This window comes from Streptomyces sp. NPDC047022 (assembly GCF_040644155.1).
Taxonomy (GTDB): Bacteria; Actinomycetota; Actinomycetes; order Streptomycetales; family Streptomycetaceae; genus Streptomyces.
The window spans coordinates 107,467-125,320 of the sequence record NZ_JBEYVV010000008.1 but is presented as its reverse complement, the minus strand read 5'-3'; the positions used below and the strand labels follow the sequence as shown (position 1 = coordinate 125,320).

At 70.6% G+C, this 17,854-nt stretch carries 14 protein-coding genes; 8 read left to right on the top strand and 6 right to left on the bottom strand.

Annotated elements, in window-relative coordinates:
- Window positions 1-35 precede the first annotated feature (35 nt).
- Complete coding sequence (locus ABZ845_RS11950; protein WP_360976704.1) at window positions 36-410, top strand: VOC family protein; 375 nt, start codon at window positions 36-38, stop codon at window positions 408-410.
- Between the two features lie 256 nt (window positions 411-666).
- On the opposite strand, the gene ABZ845_RS11945 is transcribed toward ABZ845_RS11950, so the two are convergent.
- From ABZ845_RS11945 to ABZ845_RS11930, 4 genes are read right to left on the bottom strand one after another with little or no spacing between them, the layout of a single operon-like run.
- Window positions 667-1,692, bottom strand: a complete 1,026-nt coding sequence (locus ABZ845_RS11945) for a 3-oxoacyl-[acyl-carrier-protein] synthase III C-terminal domain-containing protein (protein WP_360976701.1) — start codon at window positions 1,690-1,692, stop codon at window positions 667-669.
- On the bottom strand, window positions 1,689-2,345 hold the full coding sequence (locus ABZ845_RS11940; protein ID WP_360976698.1) for an SRPBCC family protein: 657 nt from the start codon (window positions 2,343-2,345) through the stop codon (window positions 1,689-1,691). Before ABZ845_RS11940 ends, ABZ845_RS11945 begins: the two co-directional genes overlap by 4 nt.
- A complete protein-coding gene (locus ABZ845_RS11935) occupies window positions 2,317-4,026 on the bottom strand; it encodes a thiamine pyrophosphate-binding protein (protein ID WP_360976695.1) in 1,710 nt (569 codons plus the stop codon). The genes ABZ845_RS11940 and ABZ845_RS11935 overlap by 29 nt, the downstream gene beginning before the upstream one ends.
- A complete protein-coding gene (locus ABZ845_RS11930) occupies window positions 4,023-5,033 on the bottom strand; it encodes a DJ-1/PfpI family protein (RefSeq protein WP_360976692.1) in 1,011 nt (336 codons plus the stop codon). Before ABZ845_RS11930 ends, ABZ845_RS11935 begins: the two co-directional genes overlap by 4 nt.
- A gap of 304 nt (window positions 5,034-5,337) precedes the next feature.
- Between ABZ845_RS11930 and ABZ845_RS11925 the strand changes: the two genes are divergently transcribed.
- The 3 genes from ABZ845_RS11925 to ABZ845_RS11915 all read left to right on the top strand — a co-directional run bounded on the left by ABZ845_RS11925 (window position 5,338) and on the right by ABZ845_RS11915 (window position 8,894).
- Window positions 5,338-5,745: a YciI family protein gene (locus ABZ845_RS11925; protein WP_360976689.1), complete on the top strand. Its 408-nt coding sequence runs from the start codon at window positions 5,338-5,340 to the stop codon at window positions 5,743-5,745.
- Between the two features lie 8 nt (window positions 5,746-5,753).
- Window positions 5,754-6,899 carry a DUF6596 domain-containing protein gene (locus tag ABZ845_RS11920; protein ID WP_360976945.1) on the top strand — a complete coding sequence of 382 codons (1,146 nt, stop codon included), beginning with the start codon at window positions 5,754-5,756 and terminating at the stop codon, window positions 6,897-6,899.
- A gap of 336 nt (window positions 6,900-7,235) precedes the next feature.
- Window positions 7,236-8,894 carry a serine/threonine-protein kinase gene (locus ABZ845_RS11915; RefSeq protein WP_360976686.1) on the top strand — a complete coding sequence of 553 codons (1,659 nt, stop codon included), beginning with the start codon at window positions 7,236-7,238 and terminating at the stop codon, window positions 8,892-8,894.
- A gap of 134 nt (window positions 8,895-9,028) precedes the next feature.
- On the opposite strand, the gene ABZ845_RS11910 is transcribed toward ABZ845_RS11915, so the two are convergent.
- Window positions 9,029-9,697, bottom strand: a complete 669-nt coding sequence (locus ABZ845_RS11910; RefSeq protein WP_360976683.1) for a class I SAM-dependent methyltransferase — start codon at window positions 9,695-9,697, stop codon at window positions 9,029-9,031.
- Window positions 9,698-10,461: 764 nt separating this feature from the next.
- Here ABZ845_RS11910 and ABZ845_RS11905 point away from each other — a divergent pair.
- Window positions 10,462-14,070 (top strand): GH92 family glycosyl hydrolase, encoded by a 3,609-nt coding sequence (locus tag ABZ845_RS11905; protein WP_360976680.1) that lies wholly within the window; start codon window positions 10,462-10,464, stop codon window positions 14,068-14,070.
- A 188-nt stretch (window positions 14,071-14,258) separates the two neighbouring features.
- On the opposite strand, the gene ABZ845_RS11900 is transcribed toward ABZ845_RS11905, so the two are convergent.
- Complete coding sequence (locus tag ABZ845_RS11900; RefSeq protein ID WP_360976677.1) at window positions 14,259-14,618, bottom strand: hypothetical protein; 360 nt, start codon at window positions 14,616-14,618, stop codon at window positions 14,259-14,261.
- Window positions 14,619-14,932: 314 nt separating this feature from the next.
- On the opposite strand from ABZ845_RS11900, the gene ABZ845_RS11895 reads away from it, so the two are divergent.
- Genes ABZ845_RS11895 through ABZ845_RS11885 form a run of 3 tightly spaced genes read left to right on the top strand, consistent with a single transcriptional unit; the run spans window position 14,933 to window position 17,826 of the window.
- Window positions 14,933-15,580 (top strand): hypothetical protein, encoded by a 648-nt coding sequence (locus ABZ845_RS11895; RefSeq protein WP_360976674.1) that lies wholly within the window; start codon window positions 14,933-14,935, stop codon window positions 15,578-15,580.
- 6 nt (window positions 15,581-15,586) lie between these two features.
- Window positions 15,587-16,240, top strand: a complete 654-nt coding sequence (locus ABZ845_RS11890; RefSeq protein WP_360976671.1) for a DUF5987 family protein — start codon at window positions 15,587-15,589, stop codon at window positions 16,238-16,240.
- A complete protein-coding gene (locus tag ABZ845_RS11885) occupies window positions 16,237-17,826 on the top strand; it encodes a GMC family oxidoreductase (RefSeq protein WP_360976668.1) in 1,590 nt (529 codons plus the stop codon). Before ABZ845_RS11890 ends, ABZ845_RS11885 begins: the two co-directional genes overlap by 4 nt.
- Window positions 17,827-17,854: the final 28 nt, after the last annotated feature.

The window sequence follows — 17,854 nt, the reverse complement described above, 5'->3', positions numbered from 1 at the left end:
AGTCGCGGAAGCGGCCGAAGCGAGGGATGTGGAAAGTGATCAGAAAGCTGCAGGCGGTCGCGCTGGACTGCGCCGATCCGGTACGACTCGCGGAGTTCTACGCGGATCTCCTCGGCGGCCGGGTGGTCGCGGACCCGGAGGATCCCGACTGGGTCGAGGTGCATGGCTTCGAGGGGACGCCGCTGGCCTGCCAGCGGGTGGACGGTTATCTGCCGCCCGAATGGCCCGGCCGACATCGCCCGCAGCAGCTCCACCTGGACTTCGACGTCGATGACCTCGACGCGGAGGAGAAGCGGGCACTCGACCTGGGCGCGAGCGTACTGGAACGCACGGACCAGCTCCGCCCGGAAGCCAACTGGCGGGTCTATGCGGACCCGGCCGGCCATCCGTTCTGCCTCTGCCTCCACTGAGTCCACCCGGAGCCACCGCGGCGATTCGGCGGCGCCGGAATCACCCACCGCGCGGCCACGTCGGCCCGCGGACGGCGAGTGGCGGTCCTGCCTTGCGATGCGGCAGGACCGCCATCCGCTACCTCGTCGCGCTTCTCGTCATGGGCGTCCGGTCAGCCATGTGATCCGGAGGACCCGTCCGAGCCGGCGCCGCGGTCGCCCGGATGGCCGGACTCGCTGACCACCCTTACGTACAGCCGGAATGCGCTCACGGCTGTCATGCACGTCCCTTCCAGTGGATCGCCGCGGCAGCCGCGTAGTCGCCGGCGTGGGCGAATCCACCGAGGATCACCAAGCTGTCCTCAGGCACCTGCCCGGACAGAACAGCGTGGTCGAGGGTGATCGGCATCGCGGCCCCGAACAGATTGCCGCAGCTGTCGAAGGTGTCGGGGTGCCGCTCGGGCGGCAGTCCCAGAGCCTGGCGCCAGTTGTCCAGGAACAGCCGGTTGGGCTGGTTCGTGATCAGTACGTCGATGTCGCCGCTCTCCTTGCCCAGGTCGCGGCACAGCTCCCGGACCACCTCGGGGACCAGGCGGTTTCCTCGGTCCAGGACCTTGGCGACGGCCTCCTCGGTGAAGCCGATGCGCGGCTGCGCCTCGCCTGCCTCCCAGTACCTGCGGCCGTCGTCCCGGACCAGTTGCATCTCCCCTGCGAACTCGGGGAGATGACGTGTCCTCAGACCGAGTACGGGAGAGCCTTGGGATCCGGTGGTGAGGTACGCCACGCCGCAGCCGTCGCCCGGGATCGCGGCCTGTGCCAGGCCGCGTACCCGGTCCTGGGTGAACAGTTGGCCGGCCGCGGTCTGGGCGTTGCAGATCAGGGCGGTCCGGGCGTCGGTGGTGGCGAGGATCTGCCGGGCGAGCTCCAGCAGATGGACGAAGGAGGCGCAGCCACCGTTGGCCACGTCGAGCATCCACCGGGGGCGCAGTCCCAGTCGGTGGGCGACTTCGCCCGCGGCGCCGACAAAGGGGATGTCCGGCAGTTGGCTGTGCACCAGCAGGACGTCCACCGCCCGAATGGCTTCGCGTCCTTGGCGCTGCAGGAGCGGCTGCACCGCCCGCTCGATCAGATCGGCATTGCTTTCGCCGGAGGCCACATGGTGCCGCGTGGATGGGATCTTGAACATCGGGCTGTCCCGGAGCCGGTCCTCCGCGCCGGGGTATCCGGTGAAGTATGCGGCGGGCACGGGGTCGCCCGGCAGGTGGCCGGCGACATCGGCCACGCACACGGTCGTGGCCGTCACTGTGCGGCCACCTGTGAGGGCGGCGGCACGCACACCGGGAGGCCGAGTCGGTGACGGTGTTCAAGGATCGATTTGAGATTGTCCATCTCGACGGTGTGACCTGCGTAGAAGAGGTCCCAGAAGTCGCCGACCCAGGGCCGGTCGGGAGCGGGTGCGAGATCGGGCCGGGGGTTGTCGTCGTAATAGGGATGGCGGCAGTTGGTCCAGGTGATCACCGAGCCCGGCCTGCCGAGCACCAGCCGGGCGGGCACGACGCGCATGAGGTAGATCATCCAGAGAGTTTCGCCCTGGTCCCAGGCGCAGTGGTAGTCCACCGTCATGACCTGTGGGTTGGCCTCGACCCGGCAGAAGATCGGGGTCTCGGCGGCCAGCAGATCGCTGCCCTTCCACAGGCCGGGGGTGGCGGTGGGGGCGAAGCCACGGAGACTGAACGTCCATTCCTCCAGGTGGTGTCCCTGTTTCAGATAGGTGTAGGTCTCCTGCGGCGGGCAGTTCACGTATTGCTGGATGGTGCAGTACTGCCCGTAGACCTGCTCATGGGGATACGCCGCGTGGGTCATCTCCGTGCAGCGGGCGATGAGTTCTTCCTGGGTCGTGTTCTCCACCCGAGTCAGGCCGGGGATGTCATCCGACATGGACGGTTTCGATTTCATGATCGCTCTTTCGGTGATGAGGGGTTCCGTGAGCTGCGGTCAGGAAGGGAAGGAAGGGAGGGATCTCGGCAGGATCGAAGTCCATGGCGACCAGCGCAGGACCGCCGCCGTCCTGCCCGGTCAGCAGTGCCTTGCGCAACTGGCCGGCGGTGTGCGCCCGCGTGGCCGGGAGTGCCGGAAACATCGCGGCTGTTCCGGCCGCGATGTCGGAGGAGCGGAAGGTGTTGTCACCGCGGGCACCGCCCTGGAACAGGTCCTCCCTGGTGACGCACATGGCGTGTGCGTTGTTGTTGAAGATCACGAAGGTGACGGGGGCCGAGTGCTCCACCGCTGTGTGCACCTCCATGCCGTGCATGAAGAACGCCCCGTCTCCGGCGAGGACGTACGTGCGCCGGCCGGTGGCGAGCGCGGCGCCGATGCCCGCGCCGAAGGTGTAACCCATGCCGCCCATCCCCACCGCGACGATGAATCGGCCTCGCAGCGGGGCAGGGAGCAGGTGAATGGCCGCTGCTCCCGCGTTGCCCGCGTCGACGAACACATGAGCGTCGTGCGGCAGTACCGATGAGATCACCGTGAGGGCGTCGGCATACTCGGTCAGTCCGTCACCGGCCTGCCCGCCGGCAGGCAGCGGAACAGGCCCCTGGTGCGGCGGGCTGTCCCGTCGGCAGGGCCCCAGCCGCGTCGACAGCTCCCGCAACGTCTCACCCGGGTTGCCCAGCAGGGCGAGGCCTTTGACGTAGGGAGGTTCGGGATCGACACAGATCACCGGGGTGTCGGCCAGCACGCCCTCCAGCCCGCCGCGTGCCAGTACCGGCAGCCGGGTTCCCGCCAACAGGCACAGGTCGGCGTCCCTCATCCGGTCCGCTACTCCGGGGTGGCCCATCACGCCGGCCACCCCGGCGAATGCGGGATGGCGGTTGTCGAACACATCCTTGGCGTCCGGTGTGACGGCCACCCACGCCCCGAGCCGGCCGGCCAGGCGCGCCAACTCCTGGCGTGCCCCGGCCGCGGCCACCCCTTCTCCGGCGACGATCAGCACCTGCCGAGAACGGCGCAGCAGTCCGGCGGCGTGCTCCAGCGCAGGGGGAGGTGGCGCGACAGCGGGCGCAGGGGGCTCGACGAGAGGCCGCCGCACCGGGAAAGTGACCAGAGCCTGCTGGACGTCCTTGGGCAGCAGCAGGACGGCGGGCCCCTTCGGGTCGCGCTGGGCCGCAGACACCGCTTCGGCCAGCACCTTGTCGAATGTCGCCGGGTCGTCCACCCGGGCGCAGTAGCGGGAGACCGGCGCGAACACCGCACGGGCATCGAAGGTTCCTGCCGCACCGCTGGAGTCCTGGAAGGCACCACGGCCCTCCTGCTCGGTGTGCGGCTGTCCGACCAGCGCCAGCACCGGTACTCGCGAGGCATGTGCCTCTGCGAGGCCCGGCACGAGGTTCATGGCGCCACCGCCGGAGGTTGCCGCCACCACTCCCAGCCGACCCGTGACGCGGGCGCAACCGTCGGCCATGGTGACGGCGGAGAACTCGTGCTTTGCGACCACACCTCGCACCGTGTTCCCGGTGCCCCGTAATGCGTCGTGGAGGTCCTCGATGTTGGCGCCGCTGACCCCGAACACGTGCTGCACACCCAAGCGGGCCAGTTCAGCGGCGAGCCAGTCCACCAGGCGCATCTCCCCGGTCATGACATCCTCCCCGCGTGCGCCTCGTCCACCATGAGCCCGGACGGCTCCAAGATCTGAAAACGTTGCCGGTAGGCGCCGGGAGTAAGGCCCATCGCCCGGCCAAAAGCACGAAGGAACGTTTCTATGCGAGTGAAGCCGCACCTTTGGGCCACCTCGCCCACGGGCAGATCCGTACTCTCCAGCAGGTCCCTGGCCCGGGCGATCCGCATCCGCGTCACATACTGGCCAGGCGTCATGCCCACCTCTCGGTGGAACACCCTGGCGAAGTTCCGCGGGCTCATACGGGCCCGCTCCGCGAGTACCGGCACCGGCATCGGGTGTTCGACATGAGCGCCCACCCACTCCTGCACCGCGCGGATCGGCGCCCTGTCCGCCAGTTGGGCATCCAGCACGGCGCTGAACTGTGGCTGTCCGCCGTGCCGTTTGAAGAACAGCACCAGATGGCGAGCGATCTCCAGAGCCAGATCGGCCCCGTGGTCGGCCTCCACCAAGGCCAGTGCCATGTCGATGCCGGTGGATACCCCGGCCGAGGTGACGAACGGTCCGTCCCAGACGAAGATGGGGCCCGGATCAACCACGACCCGCGGATAGCGGCGCGCCATCTCGCGGCAGTAGGCCCAGTGCGTGGTCGCACGTCTGCCGTCCAGCAGCCCCGCCTCGGCCAGCAAGAAGGAGCCGCCGCACACCGACGCCACCCGTCGTGACCTGCGCGCGGCCCGGCCGATCCACTCCACAAGCGGGCGGTCCACCAGAGCCTCGTGCAGACTCCATCCCCCCGGCACCAGCAGAGTGTCCACCGGTCCCTCGCCCACCTCCAACGGGGAGGCTCCGATCTCCAGCCCCGCCGAGGTACGCACCAGGGGAGCGCCGGCCGACACGCACTCGATCCGGTATCCGGCCGAGGGGTCCGCCAGGAATCGGTTCACGGTGTCGAAGACCTCGACCGGACCGGTGACGTCCAGCACTTGAACCCCGGAGTACACCACTACAACTATTCGTCGTAACACGGTCACATTCTGTGCCCGCATCCGAAGCGGCTGCAATGACATCATATTGACGTTTCCTGCCAAGTGCCTCGCGGAAATGCCCGGGTTGGTGAAGCTTCAAGCGCGCCCCGGTGCCACGTGTCTGGTGGACGCACGCGCCCCTGGCGCCGTTCGTCGGACACGGAAAGTCCCGCGCCGAGACGGCTCACCCGGGCTCATCGACGAGAGCGCAAAAAAATCGGACGGCGATGTCGAGAACCCATGACTGGCTCCGTCCCCGCAATGAACGCGACCACAATGGGTCGCACCAGCGAGGAGAAACACGATGGCCAAGTACTTGTTGCTCAAGCACTACCGCGGCGCCCCTGCACCGGTCAACGACGTGTCGATGGACCAGTGGACTCCGGATGAGATCTCGGCGCACATGCAGTACATGCACGACTTCGCGGCCCGGCTCGAGAAGACCGGCGAGTTCGTCGACGGTCAGGCGCTCGCCCCCGAGGGGACGTGGGTCCGGTACGACGGTGAGGGGCGCCCGCCGGTCACCGACGGCCCGTTCGCCGAGACCAAGGACCTCATCGCCGGCTGGATGGTGATCGACGTCGACAGCTACGAGCGCGCCGTCGAGCTGGCCGGGGAACTGTCGGCCGCCCCTGGGGCGGGCGGGAAGCCGATCCACGAGTGGCTCGAGGTGCGCCCGTTCCTGGCCGCGCCCCCCACCATCACGGAGTGACCTCATCGATGAACGAGGCCCTGCTCCGCAGCCTCACGCCGAGCGTGCTCGCCGTCCTCGTCCGCCGCGGAGCCGACTTCGCGGCGGCCGAGGACGCCGTGCAGGACGCGCTGGTCGAGGCGGTCCGCGTCTGGCCCGCCGACCCGCCGCGGGACCCGAAGGGCTGGCTGGTCACCGTGGCCTGGCGCCGGTTCCTCGACGCGATGCGGGCGGATGCCGCCCGCCGCCGGCGTGAGGACCTGGTCGACGAGGAGCCGACGCCCGGGCCCGCGCCCGCGGTGGACGACACACTTCAGCTCTACTTCCTGTGCGCCCACCCGTCGCTGACGCCCGCGTCCGCGGTCGCTCTCACGCTGCGAGCCGTCGGCGGGCTGACCACCCGCCAGATCGCCCAGGCCTACCTGGTACCCGAGGCGACCATGGCGCAGCGCATCAGCCGGGCCAAGCGCACGGTCTCCGGCGTGCGGTTCGACCAGCCCGGCGACGTCGCCACCGTGCTGCGCGTCCTCTACCTGGTCTTCAATGAGGGCTACTCCGGCGACGTCGACCTCGCCGCCGAGGCCATCCGGCTCACCCGGCAGCTCGCGGCCCAGGTCGACCACCCCGAGGTGGCGGGGCTGCACGCCCTCATGCTGCTCCACCACGCCCGGCGCGCCGCCCGGACCGCGTCCGACGGCAGCCTGGTACCGCTCGCCGAGCAGGACCGCGGCCGGTGGGACACCGACTCGATCGCCGAGGGCGTCGCGATCCTCCAGGCGGCCCTCGCCCGCGACCGGCTGGGCGAGTTCCAGGCCCAGGCCGCCATCGCGGCCCTCCACGCCGACGCGCCCACCGCCGAGGAGACCGACTGGGTGCAGATCGTCGAGTGGTACGACGAGCTCACGCGCCTGACCGACAACCCCATCGTCCGGCTCAACCGCGCAGTGGCCGTCGGCGAGGCCGACGGACCGCGTGCCGGCCTGGCGGCACTCGCGGCGCTGGACGATTCACTGCCCCGCCGCACCGCGGTGGCGGCGTACCTCCACGAGCGCGACGGCGACCTGGCGACGGCGGCACGGCTGTACGCCGAGGCGGCCCACAAGGCACCCAACCTCGCCGAGCGCGACCATCTGACACGCCAGGCCGCCCGGCTCAACGCCCGCCGATGTCGCTGACAGGCCGCGCTCGGAGCTCTGGATCGCGCGACGGCCGACGGCTGTTGTTCCGTACCGGGCTGGTGCGCCGAGACGGGCTGCAGGACCAGTCCTGGCTCCACGTGGGTGGGCGTACGGCTGCCGATCTTGAAAATCGTGCGCAAGGACCTGCCTGGCTCCTGGGTGAGCTGAAACCGGACTCGCCCGCCGGTGCAGCGGGCCGGCCAGGTGGCCGGCCCGGGACGCGGGCTTCGGCACCGCCCGGTCGATGGACCAGCGCATACGGGCGGCGCGCGGCGTTGCATCCACCGCCTACCGGCGCGCGTTCCGCAGCACCGGCGGGCTATCCTCCTCCGCATGAGCGAGGGGGACAGCGGCAGACGCGTCGTCGACGGCCGCTTCGAACTGCGGGTCAGGCTCGGAGGCGGGGGCATGGGCACCGTCTGGCGCGCCCACGACCTGCTGCTGGACCGAAGTGTCGCGATCAAGGAAGTCAGGCCGCCCGACGCGGGCCTCGCCGAGTACGACCCGGAGGGCGCCCGCACACTGCGCGAGCGGGTGCTGCGCGAGGCCCGCGCGCTCGCCAAGGTCGACCATCCGAACGTCGTGACCATCCACCACATCGTCGACGGCGGTTCGGGCACCTACCCGTGGATCGTCATGGAACTGGTCGAGGGCGGCTCGCTCGCGGACCGGCTCGCCCAGGGCCCCGTCGCCCCGGCGGAAGCGGCCCGTATCGGGGAGGGCGTCCTTGCGGCGCTGCGCGCGGCGCACGCCGCCGGAGTCCAGCACCGTGACGTGAAGCCCGCCAACATCCTGCTGCGCCGCGACGGCCGTCCGGTCCTGACCGACTTCGGCATCGCTGCGCTGCGCGACTCGACCTCGCTCACGGTCGCCGGATCGATCATCGGCACCGCCGACTTCATGGCGCCCGAGCGCATCTCCGGACACGAGGGCGGCCCCGCCGCGGACTTGTGGTCGCTGGCCATGACGCTGTACGTGGCGGTCGAGGGCCATCATCCGCTGCGTCGCGGCACGACCCTGGCCACGCTCGCCGCCGTACTCCACGAGGACGTCCCGCCGCCCGCCCGCGCCGGCGCTCTCACCGCCGTACTGACCCGCCTGCTGGTGCGGGACCCGGCGGCCCGGCCGGACGCCGACACGGTCGAGCGCATGCTCGCCGACGCGGCCCGGCCCGCGCCGCAGCAGCGGTACGCGACCTCGTACCCGCTGGCTCCTCCGTCACCGGCCGCGTCCGGCACCGTGTGGCCCGCCCCGGGCCCGAGGGACGCTGTGCCGCCGGCCGCCGTCGTGACCACGCCGGCCGCGGCGTTTCCCGCGAAGCGGCCGGGCGCCGCTCGGCGGCGCACCCGGAACATCGTGATCGTCTCCTCGGTCGCCGCCGCCGTCGCGGGCGGGGGCCTGGTCCGCAACGCGCTCAACGACGGCGGCCACGGCGGCGGCCCGAGGGCGTCCGGCTCCAGCTCGCCCCGGGCCACGGCCCGCGCGACCGGAGCGGCTTCCGCGGCACCGGTCGCCGAGGGGGTGTCCGGGAAGACCACCGACCTGCTCACCCCCGGCGGCATCCGCACGGCGCTGAAGGCCCTTGAGGAAGCCACGGGCCGTCACACCTACGGCGACCTGACCGTCTATCCCGAGTACGTGTCCGCCGATCTGATGGTCCCGGGCAGTGACAAGGAGTACGACACCTACACCTATCGCCCGGACCGTGGGGTGGAGAAGGGAATCATCAGCAACTCCCTGCCGAGCGGCGTCCGGCCTGTGAGCCTCAAGGACTTCGACTGGGACGCCGTCCCCACCCTGCTGGCACGTGCGCGGAGGGTGCTGAACGTCGACAAGCCCACTACGCGCTATCTGCTGCTCCGTGAGCCGGACGTCTTCACCTCCACCTCGGGCATGGCGATCTATCTGAGCAACGACCATCAGCAGACCGGTTTTCTGGACGCCGACCCGCACGGCAAGGTGACCAGAACGATGCCGTACGACGGTGGATGAACCCGGTGATGATCAACCTCGGGAGTGGGCAGGGGATTTCACGCGACGAGCGACAGCGCGGGTGATGAGAGCGGCTGTTGCTCGGAGAGGAGCCTTGCCGCATGAGACCCCGTGCCCCTTCCGACGCCTGATCCTCAGCCGGGTTTCCTGGCCATGACGACCACACCGGGCCCGCTTTGCTCGTCCGCGGGGAGCCGAAGTTCGGCGACCGGGCGCAGTCCAGCCTGCTCGATCAGATCCACGAGTTGTTCCGGCCGCCACTTGTGTGTCGTCCAGCGAACGGGTACACCTCCGTAGGCCTCGGTGCGCACCGCGTCTTCGTCGCCGACGTGTGTCGCGGTGATGAAGTGTCCGCCTGGCTTCAGCGCGCGTGCGAACTGGGCGAGAACCTGAGGAAGGACGGCTCGGGGGAGGTTGAACAGTGACCACCACCCGAGCACGCCGCCATGGGACGCTTCACCGAGGTCGAGGTCGGTCGCGGAGGCAACGCTGAAGCGGCACTGCGGATGGAGACGGCGCGCGTTCTCGATCATGCGAGGAGAGAGATCCACCCCGGACACGTCGAGTCCGCGTTCGGCGAGATAGGCGGTCACCGTTCCCGGTCCGCAGCCGACATCGAGGACAGGCCCGAGATCGTTCACGGAGTCAGCGAAGGCGTCGATCGACGCCTTGAGCCATGGATGGCTTCGGATGTCGCCGAATCCCGTCGTCACCACCATGCGGGCGTAGTTGTCGGCCACCCGGTCATAGGACTCACGTACCACGTCGAGATCGGCTGGGCGGTCAATATGGTGTGCACGCATCCGCCAACGATAGGACTGTCGGACGGCCCGTGAGTCGGTACTGGGACCGACCGTGCTGGGACGACCGCCTCGGAATCCGCGTTCTCGCAGCGGGAGCTCTGCGACAGACGTCGTTCCGCTTCAACGTGTGAGCGGCACCGCACGCCGGGCACTCACGATGATGATGCCGGGTCAGCAGCCGAACTCCACCTGGTGATTACAGGGTCGCCCGGGGCCTGGGGGAGTTGTGGAGAAGGTCTTGACAGTCAGTTCCAGGCCATGAGTTCATGCCATCCGTGACAACGTTGTCCAGCAGGCGTACGGCCAGAAGGCGGCGGACACGATGGCGCAACTGGTGCGCGGCACCGGCAGGTCCAGGTGCTTAAGGGCGGCGCGGTGGACGCACTGACCTGGCCGAAACCGTACGGGTCGGATCGCGGCCCGAGCAGGCGCGGTTCATCCGCACTGCCGACTGCGCCTCCTGACGGCCATATGGGGCGCTCCGCCCCCTCCATCCAGCCGGGGGCGCCACACTCCCGATGCCCTGGCCGGCCGCCCGTGCCCGCAAAACCGATTCCCCGCTCCCACTCCCGCGCAACCGGTTCCCGCTCCCGCGAAAGCGCTGGGCGACCGGGAACCGCTCACCGTCCCCTCTCCCTCCCTCCCTCCCCCCTCCTGCCTGCGGCGCCGCAAGCCCGTGGTACCGCGCAGCCCAACCCCGAAGAGGTGGCCGATTGTCCCCGACCCGCCACGCCGGACGCCGTAGATCGCGAGTCCTCGGGCTCGTGATCGCGGTCCTGGCGTCCCTCGCCCTGGCACCCGCCGCCCACGCGGCGCACGACACGACGACCGTCTCCGATCCCGCCTCCCTCGTCGACCCGTTCGCCGGCACCGGCAGCGGCGGTGACGTGGTCGGCCAAGTCGACACCTTCCCCGGCGCCGACGTGCCGTTCGGCATGCTGCAGTGGAGCCCGGACACACCGTCCCGCCCGGCCGGCGGCGGTTACGACATCTCGGACTCCGCCATCACCGGGTTCAGCCTCACCCATGTCTCCGGTCCCGGCTGCGCCATCGCCGGCGACTTCCCGTTCCTGCCGATCACCGGCGCCGTACCCGCCGACCCCGCGAGTGCCTCGGCGTCGTTCGCGCACTCCTCGGAAAACGCCCGGCCGGGCTCGTACGCGGTCACGGCCGGCGGCGTGCGCACAGAGCTGGCGACCACCGCTCGCTCGGGCGTCGCCCGCTTCACCTACCCGGCCACGGACCAGGCCCGGATGCTGGTCAAGGCCGCCAACAGCGCCGCAGGAGGGGCCGCGGCATCCTTCCAGACCGTGGGCGACCGCGAGATCACCGGCTCGGTCACCAGCGGACACTTCTGCGGTCAGCCGAACACCTACACCGTGCACTTCGCCGCCCGGTTCGACCGGCCGTTCACCGCGTCCGGCACCTGGGGAGGCCAGTCACCGGCCGCTCCCCAGGTGACGGCCGGCTCCACCGCAGTGGCGGTCACCGCCGATCAGGGCGCCCCCGCCAAGGCTCAGAGCCGCCGCCTCAGCAGCGAGCGCCTCAGCGGCAGGCAGAACGGCGCCAAGCAGGCCGAGGCAGCGGCCGACTCCGGTGTGGTGGCCGGTGGTTACCTCACCTTCGACACCCGCAAGAACCCGGTCCTCGGGATGCAGGTCGCAGTCTCCTACGTCAGCGTCCAGGGCGCGGAGGCCAACCTCCGGGCAGAGGCCAAGACCTGGAACGTGGCCAGAGTGGCGGCCGACGCCAAGGCGGCCTGGAACCGGCAGTTGCGCGCGATATCCATCGGCGGCGGCACCCGCACCCAGCAGTCCACCTTCTACACCGCTCTCTACCACGCGCTGCTGCACCCGAACCTGTTCAGCGACGCCGACGGCCGCTACATCGGCTTCGACGGCAAGGTCCACCGCGTGGCCGCCGGGCACGCCCAGTACGCCACCTTCTCGGGCTGGGACATCTACCGCTCCCAGGTGCCGCTGCTGGCCGTGATCGCGCCGCAGCAGACCAGCGACATGGCGACCTCGCTGCTCAACGACGCCGACCAGGGCGGCTGGCTGCCCAAGTGGCCGGTGGCCAACGGGTACACCGGAGTCATGAACGGCGACCCGGCCGACGCGATCCTGGCCGACGCCTATGCCTTCGGAGCGCGCGGCTTCGACACTCAGCACGCCCTGAGGACGATGGTGCACGGCGCGGAGGCCGGAGGTGCTCCGGGGCAGGGCTGGTACGCCGAGCGTCCGCACGGAGCGGACTACATCCACAACGGCTATGTGCCCAACGTCGGCTCCGACGACATCAGTCCGGTGCCCAACGGCGCCTCGGAGACCCTGGAGTACGCGCTCGCCGACTTCTCGATCTACCGGATGGCCGCCGCTCTCGGGCGGCCGGACATCGCCACCCGCTTCCACTCCCGGTCGCAGAACTGGGCCGGCCTCTTCGACACCGCGACCGGCTACATCCGTCCCCGGGACGCCGACGGCGCGTTCCCGCCCGGCCCCCCGGTGCAGACCACCGGAGGCTTCGGCCAGAACGGCTTCCAGGAGGGCAACGCGGCGCAGTACACCTGGATGGTGCCGCAGGACCTGCCGGGCCTCATCCACGGCATGGGCGGTTACAAGGCGGCCGACGCCCGGCTGGACGACTACTTCACCCAGCTCAATGCCGGCCCCAACGCGCCCTACCACTGGCAGGGCAACGAGCCCGCCTTCGGCACCCCATGGGTGTACAACAGCACGGGCCGGCCGTGGAAGACCCAGGCCACCGTACGCCGGATCATGGACACCCTGTACCTGCCCGGCCCGGGCGGTGAGCCCGGCAACGACGACCTCGGCGCGATGAGCTCCTGGTACGTGTGGGCGGCGCTCGGCATCTACCCGCAGACCCCGGGGGTGCCCATGTTCGTCGTCGGCAGCCCGCTGTTCCCGCACGCCGTCGTGCACGGCCGGGGCGGGCACGACCTGACGATCAACGCCTCCGGCGCCGGTGACACCTATGTCCAGAGCCTGCGGGTGAACGGCTCTGCCTCCAGCCGCACCTGGGTGGATCTCGGCGCCACCAACCGGCTCGACTTCACCCTCGGAAGCTCGCCCAGCACTCGTTGGGGCACCGCGCCCTCGGACGCTCCGCCGTCCTACCCGGCCGGGCGGACGGTGTTCCCGCCGACCACCCGGGCCGCCCTCAGCGCTGATCCCGGACAGATCCGGATCGCACCGGGTGGCAGCGCCAAGGTCAACGTGAAGATCGACAACTCGGCCGGCAGCACCCCCGCGACCGTGACCTGGCAGGCCGACGCCCCCGCGGGTCTGACCGCGACTCCGGCCGGCCGGACCGTCACGGCGCAGGCCGGCGGGAGCGTCTCGTCGTCCGTATCGGTGAGCGCCGCCTCCGGCATCGCGACCGGCTACTACCGGGTCGCCCTCACCGGCCACGCCGCGGGCGGCGCGGTACTCGCCCGGACCGACCTGCTGGTCACCGTGGCGGAACCCGGCCAGATCATCCCGACCGCCTACGTCTCCAACTACAGTGACAACACGGTCACTCCGGTGGACACCCGGACGCGCAACGCCGGGCCGCCGATCGCCGTCGGCAGCGGTCCGGACGGCATGACCGCCACCGCGGGCCATCTGTTCGTGGCGAACAACAACAGCAACGACGTGACCGTGGTGGACCTCACCACCAACGCCCTCACCACCACCGTCAAGGTCGGTGGCGTCGCGGCCGATGTGGCGCCCACCCCGGACGCGAAAACCGTCTGGGTGAGCAACTTCGGCGACGGTACGGTCCAGCCGATCGACACCGCGACGCTGACCGCCGGCGCTCCGGTCAAGGTCGGCAACCAGCCCGAGCGGCTTCGGGTCCGCCCGGGCGGCCGCGAACTGTGGGTGGTCAACCAGGGCGACGGCACCGTGAGCGTGGTGGACCTGGCCGGCCGCACGGTGACCCGTACCATCGCGGTGGGCGCGGCCCCGTTCGGCATCGCCTTCGCACCGGACGGCAGTCGCGCCTACGTCACCAACAACGGGGCGGGCACGGTCTCGGTGATCGACACCGGCACCTACCAGGTGCTGTCCACCGTGGCCGTCGGGGCCGGCCCCGAGTACGTGACCGTCACGCCCGACGGGAAGACCGCGTACGTCGCCACGAACGGCGCGAACGGTGTGACCCCGCTCGACACCGCGACGCTGAAGCCGGGAGCGACGATCCCGACAGGCGGCGGAGCGTACGGGGTGGCCCTGTCGCCCGACGGAAAGACCGCCTGGGTGGTGGACACCAACGTCAACGACGTCCGGCCGGTCGACACCGCCACCGGCACCGCCGGTGCCGCGATCAAGGTGGGCAACGTCCCTGACGGAGTCGCCGTGACGGGCTGACGCCGTCCGCTTCGGGTGATCGGTGCCCGGTCGCGCCAGACGGCGCGGCCGGGCACCGCTGCGTCACCGGTGAGGTCGAGTGCCCGCTGCGAAGGTCCCGGCAACGGTCAGGCGGGCAATGCGCAGCCGGGCGACCTGGGTGGATGAGTCGTCGGCAGGCGCAACGCCGATCGGTTCCGGCAACAGGTTCATGGAGCGAGGCTGTTGAGCGCGGTCTCCGCCAGGCGTGGCCACTCGGTGGCGTGCGTTCGGGGAACGGCGACCCAGTCCTTGAAGGGGCGATGCTTGCCGGACGGGTCGAAGAGCTCCGCCCCGGGGAGGGCGAGCGCCCGGGAGTGGGCAGGTGTCCCGTCGCCGAGTCTGAAGGCGAGGCGGTCGCCTTGGAGGCAGGCGAAGGCCTTGCCTCTCGCTTTCAGGGCGCGCTTGCCGAACATCGCTCCGGCGGTGGCACCGAAGGGAAGGAGATCGTCGGCGATGGTGTCGAAGAGTTCATCCGGGGTCATCGGCGGGTCCTTGTCCGGTTCGTGGTAGCTGGGTTCGTCTGCCAACGGGACCTGCGCAACATCTTCACGTTGTTCATGACCGTCTTCTTCGGCGGGCGGCGACGCGGTGCGGGGGGAGGCAACGCGTTCGCAGGGGCGGCCACAGCAGGCCGAGATGCGCCGGTCGGGTCGAACAGCCGTGAAAACGCGGCTCTTTGAGGGCAATTCTTATCACAGGCTGAGTGGCTCAGTCACTGTTCCAACTCTTGTGCTGGCCGTCGGCATGCCGCATCCTCGCTATGCCGGTCTCCGCGCCCACGGCGCCATGGCCGCGGCCGTCCCTGAGCGACATTCACCCTGTTCCGCTTCCAGGAGGTCCCGTGTCACTTCTGCGTCTCCGTGTCTTCGCGGCCGGCTCCGCGCTGGCTCTCGGAGTCTCCGCAGGGCTGCTTCCGAGCAGCACCGCACTCGCCGCACCGTCCAAGCAGGTCGTCCCCGCGGGCTCGCCCCGACCGGCGACTCGCTCCGAAACGGCCTCCGGCCCGTTCGCCGAGCCGGCGTTCGCATCCACCTGCACATGGCACGAGTTCGGCGAGGGAGAGAAGCCGCCGTGGTGGCTGACGTTCGCCGACCCGCTCTGTGTCGAGTACAGCAAGCGCGACATCACCGTCGACGACGGGGGAGCCCTACGGTTCCTGGTGGCCGAACCGTCCCGGTTCGCCATCACCATGGTGACCTGCCACTACTACCAGAAGGACCACTGGAGCGTGCAGTCCACCGCAGGCGCGACGCCGTGGGTGGCCTGGGACGGTCAGTACTGGTGGGACAAGACCGGGCAACGGGCGGGAGCCCGCCTGACCAACTTCCGTATAGACGGACACACCGCCGGCATCGGAGACGTGGTCAGCGTCCTCGAGCCGGACTTCCCGGACCTCGCCCACGCGCTGAGCGACTACGGCCGGGAAGCCGGCGAAACCGGACTGACCGTGTCACTGCCGTTCGACCTGCGCTGCGCACTGGCCGGGTGAGCCGCCGTGACCGAGCCCGATCGCAGATCCGTCCTCAAGGCACTGACCGCCACCGTCGCAGCGCTGGCCGCCGGCGCGTCGGTCACGTCCCCGGCCGCCGCGGCCGACGCCTCCGAGAGCTGGACGACGCAGACGCTCGAGGCGTTCTCCGACACCCTGATCCCGGGCGAGCGCCGCTTCCCCGGTGACGTGGCGGTCGCCGGGGCGGTCACAGGCCCCGGAGCGGTACAGGCAGGCGTCGTCGACCTCCTCAACTCGCCCTCCCTGCCGGTGGCCGGGCTGCTGCCGGCGATCGCGACCCTGCTGGACGCCCGCGCCCTCGCCTATGCCGCGCTCCGGCTGATCTGGCTGCCGCCGACCCGTCCGCCTTTCGTGGGACTGTCCTTCTCCGACCGCACCGCCCTGGTCGGCGGCCTGTTCGACTCCGGTGACCCGGACCGGCCGATCTGGCAGGTGCTGAGCCTGCTGGTGGGGCTGGCATTCGACACCGCGGGGCAGCAGGACACGGTCCAGGCCCTCGCACAGGGCCATCCCGGACTGGCGTGGCTGCGCTTCCCCGGGCCGGACCCGGACGGCCTGTGGCGCTTCCGGGACTTCTCCTACGGCCGCCCGCTCGCGGCACTCCACCCGGAGACGACTGCTTCAGGGAGTCCGGCATGACCACGGAGACCACGGACGTCCTGGTGATCGGCAGCGGCTTCGGCGGCGCGATACCGGCCTACTACCTCGCGGCGGGCGGAGCCCGCGTCACCGTTCTGGAGCGGGGACCCCGTGCGGGCGCCGGGGACTTCGCCCACTCGATGCGCCTTGGCACCTTCAACAGGCTCGTGGACGTGGTCCGCGGCGACGGAGTCGCGGTGGTGGCAGGCAACTGCGTCGGCGGCGGGAGCGTCGTCTACTTCGCCGCTTCACTGCGTGCACCGGCCTTCGTCTTCGAGCGCCACGGCAGTCTCGGCCGGCGGCTGTGGCCGGCCTCCCTGACCCGAGCCGCCCTCGATCCCTGGTACGACCGCGTCGAGGAGGCACTGCCGGTCACCCGCACCGACTGGCCGGACGTTTCCTACGCGGGCGGGGTACTGGCCGCCGCCTGCCATCGGGCCGGGCACACCTGCAATCCCGTGCCGGTGGCCGTGGACACCAGCGCCTGCACCAACTGCAACTGGATGCTCTCCGGCTGCCACTTCGACGCCAAGCGCTCCCTGCTGCTCAACTACCTGCCCGCGGCGGAGGCCCACGGCGCCGTCATCCGCCCCTTGCACGAGGTACAGACAGTCGCCCCGTCGCCCTTGTCCGGCTATCGGTACGCGGTCGGCTACACCGTCCTGGACCCCGATGACTACCGGTGCACCGCGCAGGCCGGGGTCATCCACGCCAAGGTCGTCGTGCTGGCCGCCGGAGCCGTGGGCACACCCGTGATCCTGCAACGCTCCGCACTGCTCCTCGGAGGCATCCCGGCCGCCGTGGGACGCTACTTCTCCGGCAACGGTGACCACGTCAGCGTCGCCGACGTCGACGAGGGCAAGGCGCGCTCACTGCTGGGGCTGTCGCGTCCGGACGGTTCCGCCTACCAGGGGCTGCCCGTGGGCCGGCCCATCTCCGCGGCCACCTACGACTACCTGGACCCGTCCGCCCCGGAGTACAGCCGTTTCACCCTGCAGCAGATCTACTTCCCGCCGCTGACCAATCTGCTGGCCCAGGCCGCGGGGTCACCCGCCTGGTTCGGTGCCGAGAAGCGGAACATGCGGGCCCGGTGGCGCTCCTGGCTCACCCTTCTGGCCATGACCGAGGACGACAACGAAGGCACCTTCGGGGCCGTCCCGCTCACCGGCGGCTTCACCCGGCTGGCACCAGGACTCGGACAGGGCACGATGTCCTTCCACCCCACCTCCCGCACCCGCCAGGCATGGGACCGGGCGGACACCGCTCTGCGGGGCATCCTGGAGAAGGACGGCCTCTCCCGGGTCCGCCCCTGGGGCGAGGAGGTCGCCGGCACCGTCACGGCCCACCCGCTCGGCTCGGCCCGGATCGGGGACGACCCCGCCGTCAGCGCACTCACCGACAGCCATGAACTACGCGGTCACAGGGGACTGTTCGTCACCGACGGCGCCGCTGTCCCGACTTCCCTGACGGTCAACCCCTCACTGACCATCGCGGCCCTTGCCGAACGCGCCGTCGCCTCGATCGTCGCCCGCGCCTCCGACGCCGGAATCGCACTCCGTAGCGACGTTCCGGGGCCCGGCCGTTAGCCACCGCAGCCCGACACGAATCGCCGTC

Bases quoted from the DNA above. Each gene is read 5' to 3' on its own strand.
- ABZ845_RS11940 (WP_360976698.1), bottom strand. From the start codon at position 2,345: ATGAAATCGAAACCGTCCATGTCGGATGACATCCCCGGCCTGACTCGG.
- ABZ845_RS11935 (WP_360976695.1), bottom strand. From the start codon at position 4,026: ATGACCGGGGAGATGCGCCTGGTGGACTGGCTCGCCGCTGAACTGGCC.
- ABZ845_RS11925 (WP_360976689.1), top strand. From the start codon at position 5,338: ATGGCCAAGTACTTGTTGCTCAAGCACTACCGCGGCGCCCCTGCACCG.
- ABZ845_RS11920 (WP_360976945.1), top strand. From the start codon at position 5,754: ATGAACGAGGCCCTGCTCCGCAGCCTCACGCCGAGCGTGCTCGCCGTC.
- ABZ845_RS11915 (WP_360976686.1), top strand. From the start codon at position 7,236: ATGAGCGAGGGGGACAGCGGCAGACGCGTCGTCGACGGCCGCTTCGAA.
- ABZ845_RS11910 (WP_360976683.1), bottom strand. From the start codon at position 9,697: ATGCGTGCACACCATATTGACCGCCCAGCCGATCTCGACGTGGTACGT.
- ABZ845_RS11885 (WP_360976668.1), top strand. From the start codon at position 16,237: ATGACCACGGAGACCACGGACGTCCTGGTGATCGGCAGCGGCTTCGGC.